The 21,277-nt window shown below is 72.1% G+C and carries 17 protein-coding genes and 1 tRNA gene; 8 read left to right on the top strand and 10 right to left on the bottom strand.

The genetic code is table 11. The features are described from left to right. The first annotated feature begins 102 nt into the window (after positions 1-102). Together DB32_RS20475 and DB32_RS20470 are read left to right on the top strand one after the other, a co-directional pair. Positions 103-2,295, top strand: coding sequence for a S1 RNA-binding domain-containing protein (locus DB32_RS20475; protein WP_053234339.1), 2,193 nt, complete (start codon positions 103-105; stop codon positions 2,293-2,295). A gap of 72 nt (positions 2,296-2,367) precedes the next feature. Continuing rightward, positions 2,368-2,439: transfer RNA gene (locus tag DB32_RS20470), tRNA-Val, on the top strand. 24 nt (positions 2,440-2,463) lie between these two features. Here the strand turns inward: DB32_RS20470 and DB32_RS20465 are convergent. Both DB32_RS20465 and DB32_RS20460 read right to left on the bottom strand, forming a co-directional pair. Then, positions 2,464-2,850 carry a DUF4406 domain-containing protein gene (locus DB32_RS20465; RefSeq protein WP_157069225.1) on the bottom strand — a complete coding sequence of 129 codons (387 nt, stop codon included), beginning with the start codon at positions 2,848-2,850 and terminating at the stop codon, positions 2,464-2,466. A gap of 37 nt (positions 2,851-2,887) precedes the next feature. Continuing rightward, positions 2,888-3,601 carry a phosphatase PAP2 family protein gene (locus DB32_RS20460; RefSeq protein ID WP_053234337.1) on the bottom strand — a complete coding sequence of 238 codons (714 nt, stop codon included), beginning with the start codon at positions 3,599-3,601 and terminating at the stop codon, positions 2,888-2,890. Positions 3,602-3,884: 283 nt separating this feature from the next. Between DB32_RS20460 and DB32_RS20455 the strand changes: the two genes are divergently transcribed. The 4 genes from DB32_RS20455 (at position 3,885) to DB32_RS20440 (ending at position 9,610) form a co-directional block, all read left to right on the top strand. Beyond that, entirely contained in the window at positions 3,885-5,861 is a 1,977-nt protein-coding gene (locus DB32_RS20455; protein WP_053234336.1) for a Kelch repeat-containing protein, read from the top strand. Positions 5,862-5,948: 87 nt separating this feature from the next. After that, positions 5,949-7,136: a thiolase family protein gene (locus DB32_RS20450; RefSeq protein ID WP_053234335.1), complete on the top strand. Its 1,188-nt coding sequence runs from the start codon at positions 5,949-5,951 to the stop codon at positions 7,134-7,136. A 40-nt stretch (positions 7,137-7,176) separates the two neighbouring features. Beyond that, positions 7,177-7,707 (top strand): hypothetical protein, encoded by a 531-nt coding sequence (locus DB32_RS20445; protein ID WP_053234334.1) that lies wholly within the window; start codon positions 7,177-7,179, stop codon positions 7,705-7,707. 4 nt (positions 7,708-7,711) lie between these two features. After that, positions 7,712-9,610: a hypothetical protein gene (locus DB32_RS20440; RefSeq protein ID WP_053234333.1), complete on the top strand. Its 1,899-nt coding sequence runs from the start codon at positions 7,712-7,714 to the stop codon at positions 9,608-9,610. Between the two features lie 9 nt (positions 9,611-9,619). Here DB32_RS20440 and DB32_RS20435 read toward each other — a convergent pair whose 3' ends face one another. Then, complete coding sequence (locus DB32_RS20435) at positions 9,620-11,392, bottom strand: hypothetical protein (protein ID WP_157069224.1); 1,773 nt, start codon at positions 11,390-11,392, stop codon at positions 9,620-9,622. Between the two features lie 117 nt (positions 11,393-11,509). Here DB32_RS20435 and DB32_RS20430 point away from each other — a divergent pair, with 117 nt between their 5' ends. Beyond that, the gene (locus DB32_RS20430; protein WP_083457550.1) at positions 11,510-12,382 is read left to right on the top strand and encodes a 3-hydroxybutyryl-CoA dehydrogenase; all 873 of its coding nucleotides are present in this window, start codon (positions 11,510-11,512) and stop codon (positions 12,380-12,382) included. A gap of 8 nt (positions 12,383-12,390) precedes the next feature. Continuing rightward, positions 12,391-13,176 carry an enoyl-CoA hydratase/isomerase family protein gene (locus DB32_RS20425; RefSeq protein ID WP_053234331.1) on the top strand — a complete coding sequence of 262 codons (786 nt, stop codon included), beginning with the start codon at positions 12,391-12,393 and terminating at the stop codon, positions 13,174-13,176. A gap of 3 nt (positions 13,177-13,179) precedes the next feature. On the opposite strand, the gene DB32_RS20420 is transcribed toward DB32_RS20425, so the two are convergent. The 7 genes from DB32_RS20420 to DB32_RS20390 are packed head-to-tail and all read right to left on the bottom strand — an operon-like array spanning position 13,180 to position 21,261. After that, positions 13,180-14,220 (bottom strand): radical SAM protein, encoded by a 1,041-nt coding sequence (locus DB32_RS20420; protein WP_083457548.1) that lies wholly within the window; start codon positions 14,218-14,220, stop codon positions 13,180-13,182. After that, positions 14,217-14,921, bottom strand: coding sequence for a radical SAM protein (locus tag DB32_RS20415; protein ID WP_053234330.1), 705 nt, complete (start codon positions 14,919-14,921; stop codon positions 14,217-14,219). Before DB32_RS20415 ends, DB32_RS20420 begins: the two co-directional genes overlap by 4 nt. Continuing rightward, the gene (locus DB32_RS20410) at positions 14,918-16,330 is read right to left on the bottom strand and encodes a phenylacetate--CoA ligase family protein (RefSeq protein WP_053234329.1); all 1,413 of its coding nucleotides are present in this window, start codon (positions 16,328-16,330) and stop codon (positions 14,918-14,920) included. Before DB32_RS20410 ends, DB32_RS20415 begins: the two co-directional genes overlap by 4 nt. Beyond that, positions 16,327-16,908, bottom strand: coding sequence for a hypothetical protein (locus DB32_RS48375; protein WP_053234328.1), 582 nt, complete (start codon positions 16,906-16,908; stop codon positions 16,327-16,329). The genes DB32_RS20410 and DB32_RS48375 overlap by 4 nt, the downstream gene beginning before the upstream one ends. Next, positions 16,905-18,665, bottom strand: coding sequence for a vWA domain-containing protein (locus DB32_RS48370; RefSeq protein ID WP_075097963.1), 1,761 nt, complete (start codon positions 18,663-18,665; stop codon positions 16,905-16,907). The genes DB32_RS48375 and DB32_RS48370 overlap by 4 nt, the downstream gene beginning before the upstream one ends. Beyond that, positions 18,662-19,681 (bottom strand): hypothetical protein, encoded by a 1,020-nt coding sequence (locus DB32_RS20395; protein ID WP_157069222.1) that lies wholly within the window; start codon positions 19,679-19,681, stop codon positions 18,662-18,664. Before DB32_RS20395 ends, DB32_RS48370 begins: the two co-directional genes overlap by 4 nt. Next, positions 19,678-21,261 carry an AAA family ATPase gene (locus DB32_RS20390; protein WP_053234326.1) on the bottom strand — a complete coding sequence of 528 codons (1,584 nt, stop codon included), beginning with the start codon at positions 21,259-21,261 and terminating at the stop codon, positions 19,678-19,680. The genes DB32_RS20395 and DB32_RS20390 overlap by 4 nt, the downstream gene beginning before the upstream one ends. Positions 21,262-21,277: the final 16 nt, after the last annotated feature.

The raw sequence follows: 21,277 nt of genomic DNA, 5'->3' as shown, positions 1-21,277 counted from the left end.
GCGTGATCGCGTGCACGATCTCGCGCGATCGCCGTTTGACTCCGAAACGACTGCAACTTAGTCTGCCGGCCCCGCCGAGACCGTGCGGAACAGGCGCGAGCGATGACGGAAGAGAACGGTACCGTGACCACGACCGACGGCGGCGAGCGCAACGCTCCGCCGGCTGAGAACGCGCCCGAGCGCGAGCGCACCGAGGCGACCGCGGTCGAGGCGCAGCACACGCAGTCGAGCGCCGACGAGCAGGGCGAGACCGACGGCGGCGAAGGCGACGAGTCGGAAGGCGAGGGCGAGGCCGCTGTCGAAGGCCAGCCCGGCGCCGAGGGCGCGAAGCGCAAGCGTCGTCGTCGTCGCCGCAAGAAGGGCGCGGGCGAGACGTCGGCGGGCCAGGTCGCGGCCGAGGGCGCGACCGGCGAAGGCGCGACCGAGGGTGGCGCGGCGCAGCCGCAGCAGCCCCGCGAGCCGAAGAAGGAGCCGCACCTCCCGTTCGCGCGCTTCTTCGAGGGACGCGATCGCGGCGATCGCCGCCACGCGTTCTCGGTCGGCGAGATCGTCGCGGGACGCGTGCAGCGCGTCGAGCACGGCGCGTCGGTGATCGACCTCTTCGGCAAGGCGACGGCGTTCGCGCTCGCGAACGAGCCTCGCGAGGTCCCGATGCCCGCGCCGGGCACCGAGGCCGTCGAGACCGAGGAGAGCGAAGAGGCCGCGAGCGCGAACCTCGCGCAGGTCGGCGACGCGGCGGCGCACTTCGAGGGCGCGGTCGGCATGCCGGCGAGCGAGGCGCTCCCCGAGCAGCCGGCGCCGGAGGGCGAGCAGCCCGTCGGCCCCGGGCCCGACGGCATCTGGGGCACCGCGGACGATGCGCCCGCGTCGGTCGACGCCGCGCGCGTCGCCGCGGCGGCGCACGAGCTCTCGGCGCTCGGCGGCCCGCAGGAAGAAGGTCAGCCCGCGAGCGCGAGCGAGGCCGGCGGCGTGGAAGCGCCCGAAGAAGCCGCGCCCGAGGCGCCCGAGGAGGAAGCCGCGCTGCTCGAGGTGGGCACGATCTTCCGCGGTCGCGTCGCGGCCGTCGCGGAGAGCGGCCACGTCGCGATCCACAACAAGCTCGCGACCCGCGCCGAGGCGCGCCTCAAGCTCGCGAAGGCGCGCGAGGAGCACCGCCGCGTGTGGGGCCTCGTGTACGGCTTCAACCGCGGTGGCTTCGACGTGCTCGTCGAGGGCGTTCGCGCGTTCTGCCCGGTCTCGGGCATGACGACCGAGCACCTCGAGGATCCCGAGACGCTGCTCGGCCGTCGGCTCGAGTTCTCGGTGCAGCAGGCGAAGAGCGGCCATCAGGGCATCGTCGTCTCGCGCCGCTCGATCCTCGAGAAGGAAGCGCGCAAGCGCGCGAAGGAGCTGCGCCGCTCGCTGCAGCCTGGCCAGCGCCTCAAGGGCCGCGTCACGCAGGTGCGCGACTTCGGCGTGTTCGTCGACCTCGGCGGCGTCGAGGGCCTCGTGCACATGAGCGAGCTCTCGTGGGATCGCGCGGTTCGTCCGAGCGACGCCGCGAAGCCCGGCGACGAGGTCGAGGTGCAGGTGCTGCGCGTGACCGAGCCGCAGGGCCGCAAGGACCGCGACGGTCGCATCGCGCTCTCGCTCAAGGCGCTCGCGGCGGACCCGTGGGACGTGCACCTGCAGGGCCTCGAGGAGGGCCAGGCGCGCAAGGGCAAGGTCACGCGCACCGCGGAGTTCGGCGCGTTCGTCGAGCTCGCGCCGGGCGTCGAGGGCCTGCTCCACGTGACGGAGCTCGGGCGCGACCTCAAGCACGCGAACGAGCGCATCAAGGAGGGCGAAGAGGTCTTCGTCGTCGTCGAGCGTCTCGACAAGCGCGCGCGCCGCATCTCGCTCTCGAAGATGAGCGACGCCGACGCGAAGCTGTTCCAGGAGGGACAGCTCGAGACGGGCGGCGGCGGCAAGGTCGTGCGTCCGGGCGCGAACCTCAAGGTCAAGGTCGAGCGCGTCGAGCCCGGCGGCCTGCACGTGCAGGTCGAGGGCGTGCTCGGCCGTCGCGGCCGCGGGTTCATCCCGAACGTCGAGATGGCGACCGAGCGCGGCACCGATCACCGCAAGAAGTTCCCGCCGGGCACCGAGCTCGACGTGAAGGTGATCGGCACCGATCGCGACGGCGGCCTGCGCCTCTCGCGCAAGGCGCTCCAGCAGGACGAGGAGCGCCGCGCGATCCAGGACTATCGCAAGGACGCGGCGCGCAAGGGCTTCGGCACCTTCGGCGACCTGCTGAAGAGCAAGCTCGGAAAGCGCTGATCGCGCTTGCGCGAGGGCCGGCCGTGCAGTAAGTAGCCGGTCCCTCGCGCAGCACCAGATGCGAGCAGGATCGGGCGTTTAACTCAGTGGTAGAGTGCCACCTTCACACGGTGGAAGTCGCTGGTTCAAATCCAGCAACGCCCAGACAGTGAAACGGGGCTCGTAGCGTCAGCGCGCTACGGGCCCTTCGTCTTTCCGTCCCGTCGCTTCTCCAGCCGTTCGTCTCTCCGCTTCGTCGGGCACGTCCTCGACGCGCGTGAGAACGAGCGCGCCGCGCGCGCGGAAGCGCTCCACCTCGTCGTCCGCGCCCTTCGACGGACCGCCGACACGCAGCACCGCGTCGCAGCGCTCGGTGAGCGCGAGCGAGACCGGCATCATCAGCTCGTCGAAGCACTGCGCGCCTGCGACCGCGATCATCGGCAGCGCCATGTTCACGCCGATGATCGGCACGTGACCGCGCCGGAAGACCTCGACCGCCGCTTCGTTCATCACGTCGAGGTTGCGCTGCCGATCCGCGTCGCTCCGCGCGCCCGACGTGTACGGCCCCGAGATCATGATCCACATGTCGAGCCGTACGCCCGCGCGCGCTCGATCATCCCGGCGCTTCGTGCGCGTGCTCGTGGGCCTCCTCGACGGTCTCGACCGTGCCGCGACGCTGCAGCACCGTCATCGCGGTCCAGCAGAACAGCGCCCACGCGAGCCCGAGCGTCCATCCCGCGAGCACGTCGCTCGGAAAGTGCACGCCGAGCGCGACGCGGCTCACCCCGACGAGGAACGTGACGAGCGCCGCGACGCCGACGATGTACGCGCGCAGCCGGCGTCGCTCGACGAGCCGCGCGAGCAGCGCTGCGAGCGTCAGATAGACGACCGCCGAGAGCGCCGAGTGCCCGCTCGGAAAGCTCGTCGTGCTCACGATCGCATCCGCGACGAGACGCGGTCGCTCGCGCGCGAAGAGCTCCTTCAGCAAGAAGGTCCACGCCGTGCCGCCGAGCGCCGCGACGAGCACCAGCACCACCGCGCGATGCAGCTTCGAGAGCGCGAGGAACCCGACCACCGCGGTGGTCACGAGGGTGAGCACCGTGATCGATCCCAGCGCCGTGACGTCGCGCGCGATCTCGCCGAGCGTCGTCGAGCCCGCGACCTCGCGCGGCGCGTCGGGCTCGCGCACCCATCGGATCACCGCGTCGTCGAAGACCTGCGTCCCGCCTTCGCCGACCTCGTCCGCGACCCACGCGAACACCCAGAGGGCCGAGACCGTCGCGAGCATCACGAGGAGCAGGCGCAGATCGGTGGGCCGCAGCTTCATGCGCCACCTCGCGCGGCGCGTCGTCGTCGCGTGACCTCCACGCTCTCGCTCATGAGCGCCGATCGCGCGAGCCCAACGAGAGACGTGAACGTGCTCGGCGAGGCGCGCGGAACCGTGGCCGCACGCCTCGCCGAGGGTGATTGGTGGCGTGGCACCGCGCCGTGTCCTGGCCAGGCGCCCCGGTGCTCGCCGCGCACTCAACTAGCCGCAGCTCACCGTGACGACAAGCGACGCGTCGGCGACGTGCGGGCGACGGCTCTCGGGCGTGTGGTAGGGTCGCGACGTGCGCTTCGTTCGCTGCCTCACGTCCGCACCGCTCGTCCGATCCGCGCTCACCGTGCTCTCGCTCTCGGGCCTGGTCGGCGGCTGCGGCGGTGGCGAGCACGCCGACCTCCGCATCGAGCTCGCGCCCACACCCGAGCCCGGCAGCACCGATGGCGATCGCGAGTGCGAGCCCGGCTCCGACGCGGCGTTGCCCGCCGAGGTCGATTGCGTGACGGTCACCGCGTGCCGGCGCGAGGGCGCGAGCTGCCTTCCCGTCGAGGTGCTGCGCCCGTCGGACTCGCGCGACGCGCGCACGACCGAGCTGCGCTTCCCACGCGAAGGCACGGGCGGTGATCTCGCGTTCGATCTCGCGCTCGAGGAGGGCGCCGATCACGAGATCGAGCTCCGCGCGTACGCCGACGGAGTGCCCTACGCGCGCGGTCGCGCCGAGGGAGTGCGCGCGGGGCAGGACACGATTCGGGTGCGGCTCGAGCCCTACGGCGTGTGGTCGTGCGCGCCGCCGCGCGACGACGGAAGCGCACCTGTCGCACGCGCGCTGCACGCCGCGGTGGCGGTGCCCAACGGCGACGTGCTGCTCGTCGGCGGCGTCACCGGCGAGTCGGTGCAGGCGCTCTCGGTCGAGGGGGGCGCGCTGCTGCAGCGCACGATCGAGGTCTACGACGCGTCGGAGGCGCGCTTCGTCCAGATCGACGTGACCGATCACGACGGCAGCGAGGGATTCGGCGCGGTGTTCCATCGCGCGCTGTTCCTCGACACGCTCGCCGACGGTCGCTACCGCGTGCGCGTCATCGGCGGGTTCACCGCGCGCGATCAGCCCGGCGCGCGCTTCGACGCGATCCAGGGCCTCACGAACTACAGCTCGCCGATGCTTCCCGGCGCGCGCGCCGAGCATCGCGACTCCGTCGATCTCCTTTACGATCCGCGCACCCGCGCGATCGAGGTGCAGCTCGTCGATCCCGGCGTGGTGCGCCGCGCAGGGATGAACGGCGTGAGCGAGCCGGACGCGTCGGGGCTCGTGGTGGTCGCGCTCGGGCTTCTCGATGGCGGCGGCACTGCGCTGCGCCCGAGCCCGATGATCTCGGGCCAGTGGTACTCGCTCGCGCGTCAGGTCTCGCCCGTGACGGCGATGCCGATGCTCGCGCCGCGCTTCGGGCACACCGCGTCGCGCCTCTCCGACGCGAGCGTGCTGGTGTGGGGCGGCGACGTGACCCAGGCGACCGTCGAGGACGTCGCGGCGAACGCAGGCGAGGTGCTCGGCAGCGGCGCACGCGCGATCGCGAGCACGCCGGATCTGCCGCCGCCGACGGCGTTCCACACCGCGACCGCGATCCGCGGCGGCGTGCTGATCGCGGGCGGAATGGAGATCGCGCCGGTCGCGGGGATGTCCGGCGGCGTCAGCACCACCGCATCGACGCGCCCGCTCACCGTGATCTCCGCGGACGGCGACGGAATGCTGCGCGGCGTCCCGGTGAGCTACGACGCGACCGCGTGGCCCACGCCGAGCATCCATGCGGCGACCGCGCTGCCCGGCGGCTCGGTGATCGTCAGCGGCGGCGCGCTGCGCACGATGCCAGCGGGCGCGCCGTCTCCGTCGCACCTCTGGGCGACGGACGCGGTGCTGCTCGTGTCGCGCGACGAGGCCGACGCGTACGTCGCGCAGACGCTCGCGCGCATGATCGGAGCGCGCTGGGGACACGCGATCACGCCGCTGTCCGGCGGGCGCGTGCTCGTCACCGGCGGCTTCGTGCGCGACGGCGGCACCCTGCGCGCGATCTCGAGCGGCGAGACGTTCATCGTCGAGCCGGCGCCGCCGCCGATCTCGAGCTGCGAGGGGCAGACGAGCGGCGATGCGGGCACGCAGGACGGCGGCGTCGCCGGCGACGCGTCGATCGCGCCCGACGGGGCCATCTCCGACGACGCGAGCGTGCCTTCCGACGACGCCGCGATCACGCCCGCGGACGACGCGGGAGCGTGACTTCGCGCCACGTGCGCGCGCGCTCCCGACAGCCTTGACGCCGCCGCGACGCGGGTGCCAAAGACCGTGCTCCAGCACGGAGGAACCATGTCGAAGCGTGAGGTCTTCATCGTCGCCGCCGCTCGCACGCCGATCGGCTCGTTCCAGGGCGCGCTCGCGGAGGTCCCCGCCGTGCGTCTCGGGGCGACCGCCATCAGCGCCGCGCTCGCGCGCTCGGGCCTGAGCGCGGACGACGTGCAGGAGACCTACATGGGCAACGTGCTGACGGCGGGTGAGGGCCAGGCGCCCGCGCGTCAGGCCGCGCGCTTCGCGGGCATTCCCGATCGCGTCCCCGCCACCACCGTCGGCAAGGTGTGCGGCTCGGGCCTCCAGGCCGTGATCCTCGGCACGAAGTCGATCCTGCTCGGCGACGCCGACGTGGTCGTCGCAGGCGGCATGGAGTCGATGAGCCAGGCGCCGTACCTCCTGCCCCAGGCGCGCGGCGGCTTCCGCATGGGCAACGGGCAGGTCGTGGACTCCATGATCCACGACGGCCTGTGGGACCCGTACAAGAACTTCCACATGGGCGTCGCGGGCGAGCTCTGCGTGAAGGAGAACGGCTTCACGCGGAAGGAGCAGGACGACTTCGCGATGCAGTCGTACCAGCGCGCGCTCTCCGCGATGGAGAAGGGCGAGTTCGCCGCCGAGATCGCCGAGGTGCGCATCGAGGGCAAGAAGGGCGACGCGGTCGTCGTGAAGGAAGACGAGGAGCCGCGCCGGGCGAAGCTCGACAAGATGGGCTCGCTCAAGCCCGCCTTCGATCCCAAGGAGGGCACGATCACCGCGGCGAACGCGTCGAAGATCAACGACGGCGCGTCGGCGGTGATCCTCGCGAGCGGCGAGACCGTGAAGAAGAAGGGCCTCACGCCGATCGCGCGCGTGGTGGGCTACGGCGCGCACGCGCAGGCGCCCGAGTGGTTCACGACGGCACCCGTCGGCGCGATCGAGAACGCGCTCGCGCGCACCGGGCTCGCGGTCGGCGACGTCGATCTGTTCGAGGTCAACGAGGCGTTCGCGGTGGTCGCGATGGTGACCGCGAAGAAGGCGGGCATCGATCCCGCGAAGATGAACGTGCGCGGCGGCGCGGTCGCGCTCGGGCACCCGATCGGCGCGAGCGGCGCGCGCGTGCTGACGACGCTCGTGCACGCGATGAAGGATCGCAGCGCGAAGCGCGGCCTCGCGACGCTGTGCATCGGCGGCGGCGAGGCGGTCGCGGTCATCGTCGAGCGCGTGTGAGCGCGAGGAGGCGAGGGCGCGAGCGGAGCCTCGCGCTCTCGTGATCGTCGTGGACGCGGTGATCGGCGCGTGGGCGAAGTTCCGGGTGTCGCGCTCGCTCGAGCCGAGCGGGCGCGAGGACACGGTCGATCTCGACGAGCTCTGCGCGCAGCTGCGCGAGGTGTTCGTGCGTCGCGCCGGGGGCGACGCGGCCTCGCGCTTCGCGCTCCCGGAGTCGCTCCGCAGCTGGATCGAGCTCGCGGGCGCCACCGCGTGGAGCGATCCGGACGGCTGGGTCTGGCTCGGCGCGGCGCGCGATCTCGCGCGGATGATCGACGAGCGCTGCGACATGCTCGGCATCGAGGTGCCGGCGCGGCGCGAGCTCTGGCTCGTGATCGGCTCGTGGTCGGACGCGCACGACTGGATGATCTGCGTCGATCGCGGCTCGTCTCGCTTCGGCGTCGTCGCCGACTGGAACGACACCCATCCGTGGTGGGACGCGAGCGCCGAGCCGGAGCGGACGTGGCCCGATCTCGTCGCGTTCTTCGCACGCGCCGACCTCGACGAGGAATCCGAGGAGGACGACGCCTGAGCGTGTGATCGCGCTCTTGTTCGGCCCCGGACCTTCGGTGATCCTGGGCGCCGACATGGGCGCGGTCCCCGTCTCGATCGGATCTCTCGCCGGCGTGCGCGAGCTCGCCTCGATGCGCCGCGACGAGCTCGTCGCGATGGGCGAGGAGACGGCGGATCTCGCGCGCGTCGTCGACCTCGGGGTGCCCTTCGGCGCGATCTGGGTCATCGGGCTCTCCGACGACGCCGAGGGCAAGACGCTCGCGGCGGTGACCGCGGCCCTCGCGCTCGATCTCGCGCGCCCGGTCGTCGAGCTCGGCGCGTTCTTCCGGACCCACGCGCTCGCATCGCGCTGCCGCAGGCTCTGGCCCGCGACGATCGCGCTGCGCCGCGGTGACGACGTGCGCGCCCGCGTGCACGAGCTCTTCCGCGTGCTCGAGTCGCGCGAGATGCTCGTCGCGATCGGGGGCGTCACCGTCGCCGGCGCGCGCACCGAGGTCGGCGTGCGCGTGACGGTGCGAGACGAGGGCGCGAGCGGTGTCGCGGCGAGCGTCGATCCGCGCACCGGTGACCCCGACGTCGTCGCCGTGTGGTCGGAGCGCGGCGCGCCCGCGCTGCTCGATCGCAAGACGATGCGGCCCCTGAGCGACGCGCCGAGCGATCTGCGCGCCGACGTCGTCGAGCGCGCCGCCGATCTCGCCGATCGCGCGCAGCTCGCGCTCGGTCGTCCGGTGGAGCTCGCGTTCGGTCACCTGCGCGGACGGCTCGTCGTGCTCGGCGTGCGCCCGCTCGCGCTCGCGCCGTGCTTCACCGAGGCGCCGTACCGCCGCGTCGCGCTGCTCACCGCGGACGAAGGGCCGATCGCGCCGCTCGCGATCGACGCGCTCGATCGCGCGCTGCGCCGCGCCGACGACGATGCGCCGCGCGTCCTGCGCATCTACGCGCGCGCCTACCGTCGCGTCGAAGCGCGCATGCCAGGCGCGCCCGCGATCGACGGTGCGTCCGCGCTCGCGCGCGCCACGCAGATCGCGTCGGACCTCACGCGTCCGGTCGCCGCGGTGCGCGCGTTCGAGGAGTCGCTCGAGGCGCGCCTCGACGAGATCGATCGTGCCGCCGCGGATGCACGCACCGGCGTCGAGATGCTCGCCGGGCTGCGCGAGCACCAGCGCGTCGTCGTCGATGCGCTCTCGCTGCTCGAGAGCGCGCGCGTCGCGACGCTCACCGCGGTCTCGGTGCTCGAGGCGACGTGCGGCACGCTCCCGCGCGAGGCGGTGCACGCGCTCGCCGCGCTGCGCCGGACCCGCGCGCGTCGTCGCGTCGACGAGCGGCTGCTCCGTCTCGCGCGTCATCTCGTCGATCAGCTCGGCGAGATCCCCGAGGCGCACCGGGTCCCCGCGGCGCTTCGTCGCCGCTGGGACGAGGTGAAGCTCGAGCTGCGCGACGTCCGGCCGATCGGCGTCGACGTGCGCCCGCTGCCGTACGGCGCGAGCGATGCCGCGCTGCGCTCCGCGCTGATCGACGCGCTCCGCACGGTCACCGACGCCGAGGAGACCGCGCGTCGCGAGGCCGTTCGTCGTCTGCTCGCGACGGCGCGCGGTCGTCCGCTCGGCCGGATGCGCGAGGGCATCGCGGGCACGCTCTCGATGGGCCTCGCCCAGCTCGCGGACATCAAGGGCCGCATGGGCGAGGCGCTCGCGATCGCGCTGCTGCGGCTGCGCGCGTCCGCCTCGAACGTCGGCGCGCACCTCGTCGATCACGGCATGCTCGACGATCCCGACGACGCGCTCTACCTCGGCCTCGGGGAGATCGAAGAGGCGGTCGGCGGCGAGCCCGGCGCGTACGCCTCGCGCGTGCGGCTGCGCCGCGAGGCCGACCTGCGGTGGCGCGCGCTCGAGGCGCCGCGCCGGCTCGCCGCGCGCGCGTGAGCGGCACGCTCAGGTCCCCAGCGCGCCCTCTGCCTCGATCAGGCGGATCATCCACGCGCGGATGCGCGGCCAACCGTGGATACCGACCGAGTTCGTCTCCTCGTAGTGATCACCCGGCGCTTCGTTCACGTACGGCACGCCGGCGCCCAGCTCGTAGTCGAAGTCGGGCACGAAGTATCCGAGGAAGTCGTTCGTGAGCCCGAGCAGCCACACCTGCTCCGCGTCGGGGCGACGCTCGAGCAGACGATCGCGGAGGAACGGTCCGCTCGGCGCCATCGAGAGATCCGGCGGGTTCTCGTCGTCTTCGTCGATGAGCGCGTCGCAGCCGCCCGGCGTGTAGTCGCACGGCGCTTCGTAGCCGCCGACGAGCTCCGCGGGATCGAGCTCGCCCGGCGCGGTCAGCATCGTCGCGCGGCCCACGTCGATCAGCGCGAGCTCGGTGAGCACGTCGGGCACGTTCCCGTAGCGCTCTCCGATGCGGCGCGTCTCGTCGTAGTTGTAGAGCGCGCGCACGAACACCCCGGCGCCGTACGCGATCTGGTAGCGGAGGTTCTCGACGGTCACGTAGACCTGCAGGCGATGGAACGCGAGGTCCGCGCTCTCCTCGAGCGTCGTGCCCTCGCCGCGGATCGCGTCGAGCGCGATCACGCCGAGCTGCGTGCCCACCACCGCCGCGTGCTCGTCGCCGTCGTCGCCCTCGAGCGCGGTGCCGTCCCAGCGCTCGATGCGCAGCCCGTTCGGGCCGATCTGCGATCCGAGCGCGCCGTTCACGAACACCGTCACGCCGCCGACGCCCGCGACCGGCGTGCCTTCGGGCCCGACCTCGACGCCTTCCTCGATGACCTCGCGCATCCAGTGCGGCCAGTCGCTCGAGAGGCGCGGGTTGCGCGAGCCCTGGTACTCGGGGTGCGACGCGAAGTTGATCATCGTCCCGATGGTGGTGCCGCTCCCGGGTGTCGCGACGTCCGCGGTGCCGTGCGCGACGAAGCGCAGGATGCGGATCTCGTCGTCGATCACGTTCGGATCGCGGTTGTCCCCGACCCAGCGGCGCACGTCGCCGCGATCGCGCAGGCGGACGTCGGCGTACTGCACGTTCGCGCGCTGCATGCCGGCGAGCGCCTGCTCGATCGCGGCGACGCTCTGCTCGCGGACGTAGCGCTGGTAGTCGTCGGAGATCCCGGTGTCGTTGAGCGTCGGGCCCCAGATGCCGATCGTGTCGCGCGCCTGGTGCACGTGCGTCGCGGAGACGACGACGTAGTCGACGTCGAGCCCTGCGGCGTCGACGGCGTCGCGGATCAGCAGGTTCTCGTCGAGGAACCAGCCGACCACGTCGAGCGCGACGAACGCGATCGTGACGTCGCCGTTGCGCAGCACGAGCGCGCGCGCCCACTGCGGGTTCATGACGCTCTGCGCGGCGCGCGCATTGCCGAACCCCGCGATCCACGCAGCGTCGAACACGTCGTCGCCGTCGCGATCGTCGAACGGCTCGCTCTCCGGATCCCACTTCGAGTCGCCGTTCGTGTCGGTGAACGTCTCGAAGCCGACCGGCGTGATCTCGAGCGCGGCCGCGCCCGCCTGGAGCTCGCCGTCGCTCCCCGCGGTGCAGCCCTCGTCACCGGGACAGCGCTGCTCCTCGGCCGGCGGTCGCTCCATCCAGGCATCGGGCGGCGGCGGTCCGGCGTCGGTGGGACCGGCGTCCGGAATGATCGCGCCGTCGTCGTCGCCGCACGCGATCAGCACCGGCGCGGCACAGAGCATCGCGACCGCGAACAGGCGGAACATCGTGGCCTCCGGGATCGATCGATGCTGCGGGCGCCGCGCGATCCCGTTCAAGAGTCACGAACGGCCAGCCGAGCGGCTTGACCGGCCCGCGGGCACGCTGGTACGCCCCACCGACTCGTGGAGGCGACAGTGGCGGAGATCCGGATCTTCGGCGTGATCGGAGCGGGCCAGATGGGCGCGGGAATCGCGCAGGTCGCGGCGCAGACTGGCTACGAGGTGAAGCTCCTCGACGCGAGCGCGGCGCTCGCCCAGAAGGGCCGCGACGGCATCGCGAAGCAGCTCGCGAAGGCGGTCGAGAAGGGCAAGCTCGCGAAGGAAGACGCGGACGCGGCCGTCGCGCGCATCGCGGTCGCGGACGGCTACGGCGATCTCGCGACGTGCGACATCGTGGTCGAGGCCGCGACCGAGAACCCCGAGCTCAAGAACAAGATCTTCGAGAGCGCGGACGCGGCGATGAAGCCGGGCGCGATCCTCGCGAGCAACACGTCGAGCATCTCGATCACGAAGCTCGCGGCGCGCACCAAGCGCCCGACGAACGTGATCGGAATGCACTTCATGAACCCGGTGCCGGTCATGAAGCTCGTCGAGATCATCCGCGCGCTGCAGACGAGCGACGAGACCTACGCGACGACGAAGGCGCTCGCGGAGCGGCTCAACAAGACGGTGATCACGAGCAAGGACAGCCCCGGGTTCATCGTGAACCGCATGCTGATCCCGTTCCTCAACGAGGCGTGCTTCGTCCTGGCCGAGTCGCTCGGCACGCCCGAGGACATCGATCAGGGCGCGAAGCTCGGGCTCAACCATCCGCTCGGCCCGCTCGCGCTCGCCGATCTGATCGGGCTCGACACGTGCCTCGCGATCGCCGAGGTGCTGCACCGCGAGCTCGGCGACGACAAGTACCGCCCGGCGCCGCTGCTGCGGAACTACGTCGCGGCGGGCTGGCTCGGCCGCAAGACGGGCCGCGGCTTCTACACGTACGAGTCGAAGTGAGGGACGACGTGGCCAACCGATCGTACGTTCGGCTCGAGATCGACGGCGCGCTCGCGACGCTCACGATCGACCGCCAGGACAAGCTCAACGCGCTGAACGCGCAGGTGATCGCGGAGCTGCACGACGCGGCGCGCGAGGTTCGCACCACACGCGACGTGCGCTGCCTGATCGTGACCGGCGCGGGCGAGAAGGCGTTCGTCGCGGGCGCGGACATCAGCGAGATGAAGGAGATGCGCCTCGATCAGGCGCGCGCCTTCGCGCAGGCGGGCCACGCGGCGTTCGACGCGCTCGAAGCGCTGCCGTTCCCGGTGATCGCGGCGGTCAACGGGTTCGCGCTGGGGGGCGGCACCGAGCTCGCGCTCGCGTGCGACTTCATCTACGCGAGCGAGAAGGCGAAGTTCGGGCAGCCCGAGGTGAAGCTCGGCGTGATCCCGGGCTTCGGCGGCACGCAGCGCCTGCTGCGCCGCGTCGGCAACGCGCACGCGCGCGAGCTGATCTACACGGGCGCGATCATCGGCGCCGACGAGGCGCTGCGCATCGGCCTCGCGAACCGCGTGCTCCCGCACGGCGAGCTGCTGAGCGCGGCGCGCGCGACCGCGGCGACGATCGCGCAGATGGGCCCGCTCGCGGTCGCCGAGGCGAAGAAGGTGATGCGCGAGGGCGAGGGACGTCTGCTGCGCGACGCCAACGCGCTCGAGATCGACGGCTTCGCGGGCTGCTTCGAGACCGACGATCAGAAGGAAGGCATGCAGGCCTTCCTCGAGAAGCGCGCGGCCGCGTTCAAGGCCGAGTGATCCTCAGCGCGGCGTGACCGGCGGCCCGAGGACACCGTCCCAGGGCTGCCACGTCGACGCGAGCGTCGCGTTCGGGTGGAACACGAGCTCGTGGATCACGCCGTCGCGCTTGGTGTCCTCGAGCCGCGCGAGATCGGCTTCTTCGAACACGACGTCGACGCCGCGATGGCGATGGACCTCGACGTAGTAGTAGTAGCCGACGACCTGCTTCACGACCTCGAAGCGCGCATCGCGCGAGATCGCATCGAGCAGCGGCTCGAGCGCGACGCGGCGACGATCCGAGAAGAGCACCACGTGGTTGGTCGCCGTGGTGCGCGGATCGGTCTTCATGAGCTGGCGGAACACGACGTTGTCGACGCCGAGCGAGCGCGCGAAGTCGAGGTACTCGACGATGTGATCGAGGGTCTCGATCGCGCCGCTCACGAGGACGCACGAGAGGCGGACGCGCGTGCCGGCCGCGCGCGCGCTCGCGACGATCTCGCGCAGATCGCGCGGGGTCGGCGCATCGGAGAAGCCCATCAGCTTCGCGTTGCGCGCGTCGTCGGGATGCGCGCGGCTGATGTTCAGGTGACGCACGCCGGTCGAGGTGATCCACTCGAGCACGGTGCGTCCTTCGCGCACGTCGAAGAGGCCGGAGCCGTTCGTCGTGATCGTGCGCTTGCGCGCGCCGCGCTCGGCGAGCAGGCGCAGCACCCGCGGAAGGCGCGCGTCCTTGCTCGGCTCGCCGCCGGTGATCGACACGCTGGGATCGAGGGGCTCGAGCGCGTCGAGCACGCGCGCGAGGCCATCGAGCCAGCGCGCGTCGTCGTGCTCGATCGTCTTCTGCGCGTCGAGCGCAGTGCCGCGCGACGCGGGGCGCAGCTCCTCGACGCAGAACGCGCAGCGCGCATTGCACTGCTGCGCGCTGTAGATCGAGAGGTTCGCGTTCGCGTAGATCGTGCGCGGCTGGCCCCAGAGCTCGATCGTGCGCGTCGCGCGCGCGGTGCTGTTCGTCGCGAGATCGAACGCAGCGCTCTTCGCGCGCCGATGGCGTAGGTCGATCATCGGAGCACCCGCATCGCCTCGGAGCGCGCGATCAGATCGGGCCCGAGCACGCGACCGTCGGGGCTCACGAAGCGGAAATCGTGGCCCACGAGGTGTGGCGGCTCCCACGAAGCCTCGTCGCGCGCGAAGCCGTAGCGCTGGAGGAAGAACACGTTCGCGTGGGGGAGCAGGCCCGCGTCCTCGATCGCGCGCACCACGCGGGCATCGTCGTCGTCGACGCCGCGGCGGCGACGCACGTTGAGCACCAGCAGTCGATCTGCACCGAGCTCCACGATCAGGTCGCGCATCGAGCGCGCGAGCGCGACGAGCCCGGGATCGTGCTCGAGCAGGTGATGGTTGACCGAGAGCTTGATCGTGATCGGCGCACCGAGCCGCGCGATCCATGCGCGCAGCCGCTCCCGATCGCGCGGGATCACCGCGCCGTTCGTGCAGAGCACGACGCGCGTGCAGCGCGGATGCGCGCGCATCCGATCGACGAACGAGAGCCACTCGGGGTGCGTGGTCGGCTCGCCGCCTTCGAGCTGCACCTCGAACGCGCCGTGCTCGGGCAGCGCCGCGATCAGATCGTCGAGCATCAAGAACGTCGATCCGCGCGGCGACGAGCACGTGCTGCACCACGGACAGCTGCGGTTGCAGTGGTTCGTGAGCGTCGCGTAGACGCGATGCGGGCGGCCCTCGTACGGATGATCGAGCGGCTTCATTCGTCGAACGGGAGCTCGCTCCGGTAGGGCAGGACCTTGCCTTCGCTGCGATCTCCGAGCGCCGCATCGAAGCGCACCTCGATGCCGACGTCGCCGAACAGCGCGACGAGCGCGTCGTGGATCGCGCGCGCATCGACGCCGCCCGGTGCGGCGCGCACGACGAGGTCGATCGAACGATCGGCGCGCTGCACGAGCGCGTGCTGCACGAGCGGGAAGGGCCGCAGCGCACGCCCGACGTCGACCGTGTTCACGAGCGCGCCGTCGTTCGCGCGCAGCGGCACCGGTGCGCGGCCCTCGAGATCGCAGAGGCGCGGCGTGGGATCGCCGCAGGTGCACCGCGCGCGCTCGATCCGGGCGAAGTCCCCGGTGCGATAACGAAGCAGCGGCACGAACGGATTGCGCCCGCCGGTCACCGTGACCTCGCCGCGCTCGCCATCGCGCATCGGCGCGCCCTGCTCGTCGACGATCTCGACGTGGACGTCGGGGCTGAGCACGTGATGGCCACGACCGTCGCGACACGCGTACGCGAGCGGCCCGGTCTCGGTGAGCGAGTACCAGTCGATCACCGGGGCGCCGAAGTGCGCGCGCAGACGATCGCGCAGCGCGTCGCTCATCGCGACCGCGGTCGTGAGCAGCGCGCGCGGGCGCGACGTGATCCCGACGCGCATCGCCTCCGCGAACGAGATCGGATCCCCGGTGAGCAGGCGCGGCGCGAGATCCGCGAAGAAGTCGACGGGATCGCGCTCGCGATGCCACTCGCCCGCGCTGACGTTGAGCTTCGCGAATCCCGTCCCGCCCCACGCCGAGAGCGTGCACGCGTACGTCACCGTGCTGCGCTGCGCGCCGACGTTGAATGCGCCGATCTCGTCGGCGCCGCACGGCGCGTCCACGCCCCAGCGCTCGAGCGCGACGCGCACCAGCGGCAGATAACACGACGCGGCGCGCGCATCGTGCGGCACGAGCAGCGCGTGCCCCGTCGTGCCCGCCGTGCGGTACACGATCATGCGCTCGAGCGGCGCGTCGTCGGGCACGAGGAGCTCGGGACGGAGCGCGAGATCCTCGCGCGACGACGTCGCGATCTCGGAGAACGAGCGCGCGAGATCGATCCCCTCGCGGATCCGCGCGCGAAAGATCGGCACGCGATCACGCATCGATCGCAGCCACGCGATGACGCGCTCGGGCGGCGCATCGCTCGGATCGTGCGCGAGGTCCTCGCGGCGTGAACGCAGCGTCGCTTCGAACGCCGCGATCGCGCGGAGATCCTCGCCGTCGATGCGATCTCCCGCGCGCCATCGCCAGATCGGCGCGCTCGGATGCTGCTCGATCCGTCGCACCCGCGCTGCTGCGCGCGCATCGGCGAGCGGCGAGAGACGCAGCAGCTCGGGCGAGGGCGGCTCGAGCTCGGTCATTCGCGCGACACCTTCGCAGCGGCCTCTTCGGCCGCCTTGCGCGCCATCTCCACGCGCACTCTCCGCGCTCGCGCCTCGGCCTGCCGCGCGGCCTCGATCACCCGCGTGCGCTCGACCGAGTCGAGCGACGAGAGACGATCGCGCGCCTGTGCCTCGGTCTCGCCGTCGGGCACCATCTCGAGCGCGAGCAACGCGCGACGCGCGAGCTCTTCGCGTCGCTCGGGATCGCGCACGAAGAGCGAGGCATCGACCAGCGTCGCGAGCTCCTCGAGCTCCTTCGCGAGCAGGAACGCGAGCATCGCCTTCGCGAGCTCGGGCCGTCGCAGCGAGGGCTCGTGGAACAGCCACGCGGCGATCGCGCGCAGCCGCAGCAGGTTCGCGCGCGACGCGTGCGCCTCGTCGAGCGGTGTCAGCGATGAGCGATCCATCGGCTGTCCCGACACCTCCCAGAGCACGTCGCCGACGATCGCCGCGACGTCGATCACGCCGCTCGCGCCGATGCGCGGCGCCGCGAGGAAGTCTTCCGGCGTCTCGGCGAGCCGGCGCACGAGCGTCGCGATGTCGGGCCCGCTCTTCATCGACGCGCGCGATGGTACCGCGAACGCGCGAAGGCACGCGCGAACGCGACGAGCTCCTCGAGCGCGCGCACGTGGTGCACGTCCCAGCCGTCCTGCCGCATCCGCGCGACGTCGGCGGCATGCGAGCTCGGATCGAGGCGCAGCACGTACGTGCCACCGCCGCGCGCTCTTTCGATCGCGTCGCGCGCGATCGACCACCCGCTGCGGCCCTCGCGCTCCGCGCCGAGATGCCCGAACACGTCGGAGTCGGTCACGACGAGCACGTGCACCGCCCTGCGGCGCGTGGGCCAGTCGTCGGCGAACGTGTCGCGCAGGCGATGGATCCCGAACGCGGTGCCGGTGCCGAGGTACGACGTCAGCAGCTTCATCACGGTGCGAGCGTCACGCTCGAACCCCGGCGTCGAGATCGTCCGACCCGGCTCGCCCGAGAGAACGACCTTCACGCGCGCGCCCGCTCGCAGCGCCGAGAGCGCGAGCACCGCGCCCGCGACGATCGCGTGGCTGTGCACGAGCCGCGGGTTGCCCATCGATCCCGAGCAGTCGATGCCGACGTACAGATCGAGCGGCTCGCGCGCGGGATCGGCGCCCGGCGACTCGCCGTACGTGCGCTCCATCGTCGTCACGCCGGGGATCACGACCGGGCTGCGCACGACGCTCTCGACCCAGTCCACACGCTCGATCGGCGATCCCGGCTCCCACACCTCGAGCCCCTCGGGCTGCGGCTCGGTCGCGCGCGGGCTCTCGCGCCGCGGGAAGGGCACGAGGTGCGGCCGCGCCTGCTCGGTGTAGTAGCGGATCGCGACGTCGTCTTCGTCGGTGTACGCGCCGATCGCGCGCAGCAGATCGCCGTACTCGCGCGGCCCGCGCGGCGTCTTCGTGCCCGTGCGCATCACACCGCGCGACCGCGGGCTCGCGCTCGGAGTCTCGTCGCGCGGCGTGTCGCGGCCGGTGACCTCCGGATCCTCGGCGGGATGCAGGACGTCGTCCTCGCCCTCGTCGACCTCGCTGAGCCCGTCGACCTCGCCGCCCGCGCCGATCGACTCGGTGTCGTTCAGGATCGCCCACCGCTGTCGCGCGCCTGCCGCATCGTCGGTGAGCAGGTGCCCGAGCAGCAACGACGCGAAGCGCCCCGCGCCGCGCACGAAGTCCTTCGAGTACGCGCGCACGACGCGCGCGGCGAGCTGCGCGTCGCCCTCGAGCTGCATCCCCTCGGGCGTGCTCGAATCGACGCGCTCCGCGAGCGATCCGCGCGTGAGCCCCCACAAGAGCTCGTACGTGCGCAGGTAGATCCACCACACCGCGTTCGTGCGCTCCGCGAGCCCGAGCGCGCGATACACCGCCGCCATGTCGACGCCCGCCGAGCGATGCAGGCGATCGTTGATGAGCAGATCGCTCCACAGGTTCGACACGAACGGCGCGAGGTGCTCCCGCGTCGGCAGCGCGCGCCGCACCCGCGCGATCACCCGCGCGTGATCCGAGAGATCGCCGGGACAGTACACGTGGTGCCCGATCTCGTGCGCGAGCACCGCGAGCGCGTGCGACTCGAGCCCCTTGTCGACGATCTGCGCGAGGTCGATCGCCACCGCGTGATCGACGAGCCGAATCAGCGCGAACGCCGTCGACATCTTCTCGCGCTCGAGCTCCTCGCGCGTCACGCAGATCCGCGGCGCAGAGAGGCGCGTGTAGCGGCTCCAGCACGCGAGCGCGTCCTCCCATCGTGCGAGCCACTTGGCGCGCAGCGCCTCGAGCTCGCTCACGTCGACTCCGCGAGCCCGATCACGCACACGCGATGCGAGCGCTCGGGGATCGCGATCAGCGTGCGCCCGATCGACGCCCACGACGCGACCGGCACCGGCACGAGCGGCGCGGGGCTGCGCGCGCCGAAGCCCGCGACGCGCCCGTCGTGCATCAGCGCGAGCGCATCGCTCGTCGTGGTCTCGCTCGCATCGCTCGACGCGCTCGCTTCGAGCGACACGCCGTAGCGATCGGCCCACACCACGAACCGCTCGTCGCCCACGGTCGCGAAGAGCCGCCCGCCCCGCACCTCGGCGCGCGGCGGGGCGACGAACGGGCCGCCGAGCCCGCGGAAACCGCCGACGATCGCGGCGCGCACGAACACCGGGTCGGCTGCGCCACGCCGCGCGAAGCGCGAGGGCATCGACCACTCGTCCGCGCGCAGCTTCGCCACGATCTCCGTGATCGGCGCACCGTCGTGCGATGCGATCACCGCGCGCGCCACGCGCTCGGGGAGCCGCAGCAGCGCATCGAGCGCCGCCGCGCGCAGCATGGGCACGCCGGCCTGCCATGCCGCGACCACGAGCGCGTCGCCGAGCGCATCGCGATCATCCTCGAGCGCGCGCGCGATGCGCGCACAGCTGCCTCGCCACGCGTCCAGCGACGTTCCGAGCACGCTCGCCACGCGGAACGTCGCGTTCACCACGATCGCGAGCGTCCGGCGCGGCGCGTCCGCGATCACCGGCGCGAGCCCCACGCCGTTCGCGCACAGCACGTCGACGACCGCGGGCCGCGTACGGTCGAGCTCGCGCGCCACGACCTCGAGGAGCACGTCGTGCACCGCGTCCGCCGCCGCGCGCGTCCGCGACGCGTCGAGCGCGTGCACCGCGCGCACGATCGGATCGCCGACCTCGACGAGGAGCGTCGCGAACCGCGCGCCATCGATCGACGGGAACGCTCGCTTGATCGTCGCGAACCGCGCGTTGTGCCGCTCGCGACCTTCGCGCAGCGCGTCCGCGAACGGCCCCGCGATCATCATCGCGCCCCGCCCCTCCACGTGAGCCAGCGCAGGTAGTTCGTGTAGCGCTGGTGCACGTACTTGAGCACGAGCGCGTCGTCGAAGAGCGGCCCGTACAGCTTGCGCCCCTTCGCCTGCTCCGCGAGCGTTCGCTCGATCGTCACGAGGCGCGCGCGGACCTCGCGCTCGTCGAGCCCTTCGAGCCCCGCGCGCATCTGCGCGAGGAGCGCGCCGACGGGATCGTCGCGATCGAGATCGAGCCGGTCGTACTCCGCGCAAGAGAGATCGAAGAGCTGCCGGATCCACGCGATGCGATCCACGCGATAGACGTCGTTGCCCGCGGCCTCGAAGAACGGCGAGTCGAGATCGGGCACGAGCTTGTCGTGCAGCACGAAGGGCAGGATCTGCCGCACGTCCTCGAGCGACACCTCGCGCGCGCCGCGGAAGTACGCCATCGCCTTCGTGAACACGAGCGACGTCATCAGCGCGCGCACGCTGAGCCCGTTCTTCGTCTGCGAGCCGAGGTCCTTCACGCGATCGCGTCCCTCGTCCTTCGCGATCACCGCGTGCCACTCGACGTTCGAGAGCTTCAGCGTGTCCTTCGTCTTGTACTCGAACTGCGCGCCCGCGGGCTCGCACAGCTCGAACTGCGACGCGAAGAACTCGAGCCGCCGCCGGATCGCGGTCGGGATCACGACCGCGCGGATCTCCTTCTCCGCGCGATCGAGCTCGGCCGCGGTGAACACGATCTCGGGCGGCACCGCGCGCGCAGGATCGACGCCCTGCTCCATGCGCGCGAGCAGATCACCGAGCAGCCGCGGGTTGAAGTGCAGCGCCTTCACCACGACGTCGATGCGATCGCGCAGCGCCTCGATCACTTGGTACGTGCCACCGCCCGCGTCGTCGTTCGCGGTGAGGTACCAAGCGCTGTCCGGGCACTCGTAGATCTGATCGAGCACCTCCGCGTAGCCGTCGGCCATCACGGTCAGCAGCGCGCTCTGCGTGCGCGTCGGGATGCGGTTGTACTCGTCGACGATCTTGACGCGCATGCCGAGCCACTTCCGCCACGCGATGCGGATCTGCTCGGGATCCTCGGCGTTCACGAGATCCTTCGGCAGCGGGTTGCCGAGCAGATCCATGACCGTCATCTGCGGCTGACCGTGCTGGATCGCGCGCTGCACGTCGCGGATCGAGTAGCCCGCGATGACGCCCATCAGGATCGCGCTCGCTGTTTTCCCGCGCCCCGGCCCACCGACGAGCAGACATCGTCGCCGCACCGCGAGGTTGAGCAGCGGCAGCAGCACGAACGACGAGTAGCTCTGCCCGCTCGGCAGCACGAGCCGGCTCTTCGCGTCTCCGAGCACCACGCTCGCGCTCGGCCCGTCCTGGTACTCGATGTCGTAGAAGGGCGAGAGGATCGCGCTGTTGACGAGCCAGAAGTACGCCTGCCGCAGCTTCTCGTCGATCGCGATCTCCGCGTGCTCGAGCGCGATCGCTCCTTCGAGCGGCGCCGAGTAGAGATCCGCGACGTCCCAGTCGCGCGGCCCTGCTGCGGGCGTGGGGAGCGTCGGTGCCTGCGAGACCTTGCCGAAGCGCGTCATCCGCGCGCGAGCGTAC

The organism is Sandaracinus amylolyticus (assembly GCF_000737325.1).
Lineage (GTDB): Bacteria > Myxococcota_A > Polyangia > Polyangiales > Sandaracinaceae > Sandaracinus > Sandaracinus amylolyticus.
The sequence above is the reverse complement of the archived record's forward strand: the minus strand, read 5'-3'. Positions and strand labels throughout refer to the sequence as shown.

What these genes read in the sequence shown, in the direction of transcription:
- DB32_RS20475 (WP_053234339.1), top strand. Translation starts at nt 103, where the DNA reads ATGACGGAAGAGAACGGTACCGTGACCACGACCGACGGCGGCGAGCGC.
- DB32_RS20465 (WP_157069225.1), bottom strand. Translation starts at nt 2,850, where the DNA reads ATGATCTCGGGGCCGTACACGTCGGGCGCGCGGAGCGACGCGGATCGG.
- DB32_RS20460 (WP_053234337.1), bottom strand. Translation starts at nt 3,601, where the DNA reads ATGAAGCTGCGGCCCACCGATCTGCGCCTGCTCCTCGTGATGCTCGCG.
- DB32_RS20450 (WP_053234335.1), top strand. Translation starts at nt 5,949, where the DNA reads ATGTCGAAGCGTGAGGTCTTCATCGTCGCCGCCGCTCGCACGCCGATC.
- DB32_RS20435 (WP_157069224.1), bottom strand. Translation starts at nt 11,392, where the DNA reads ATGTTCCGCCTGTTCGCGGTCGCGATGCTCTGTGCCGCGCCGGTGCTG.
- DB32_RS20420 (WP_083457548.1), bottom strand. Translation starts at nt 14,220, where the DNA reads ATGATCGACCTACGCCATCGGCGCGCGAAGAGCGCTGCGTTCGATCTC.
- DB32_RS20415 (WP_053234330.1), bottom strand. Translation starts at nt 14,921, where the DNA reads ATGAAGCCGCTCGATCATCCGTACGAGGGCCGCCCGCATCGCGTCTAC.
- DB32_RS20410 (WP_053234329.1), bottom strand. Translation starts at nt 16,330, where the DNA reads ATGACCGAGCTCGAGCCGCCCTCGCCCGAGCTGCTGCGTCTCTCGCCG.
- DB32_RS48375 (WP_053234328.1), bottom strand. Translation starts at nt 16,908, where the DNA reads ATGAAGAGCGGGCCCGACATCGCGACGCTCGTGCGCCGGCTCGCCGAG.
- DB32_RS20395 (WP_157069222.1), bottom strand. Translation starts at nt 19,681, where the DNA reads ATGATGATCGCGGGGCCGTTCGCGGACGCGCTGCGCGAAGGTCGCGAG.
- DB32_RS20390 (WP_053234326.1), bottom strand. Translation starts at nt 21,261, where the DNA reads ATGACGCGCTTCGGCAAGGTCTCGCAGGCACCGACGCTCCCCACGCCC.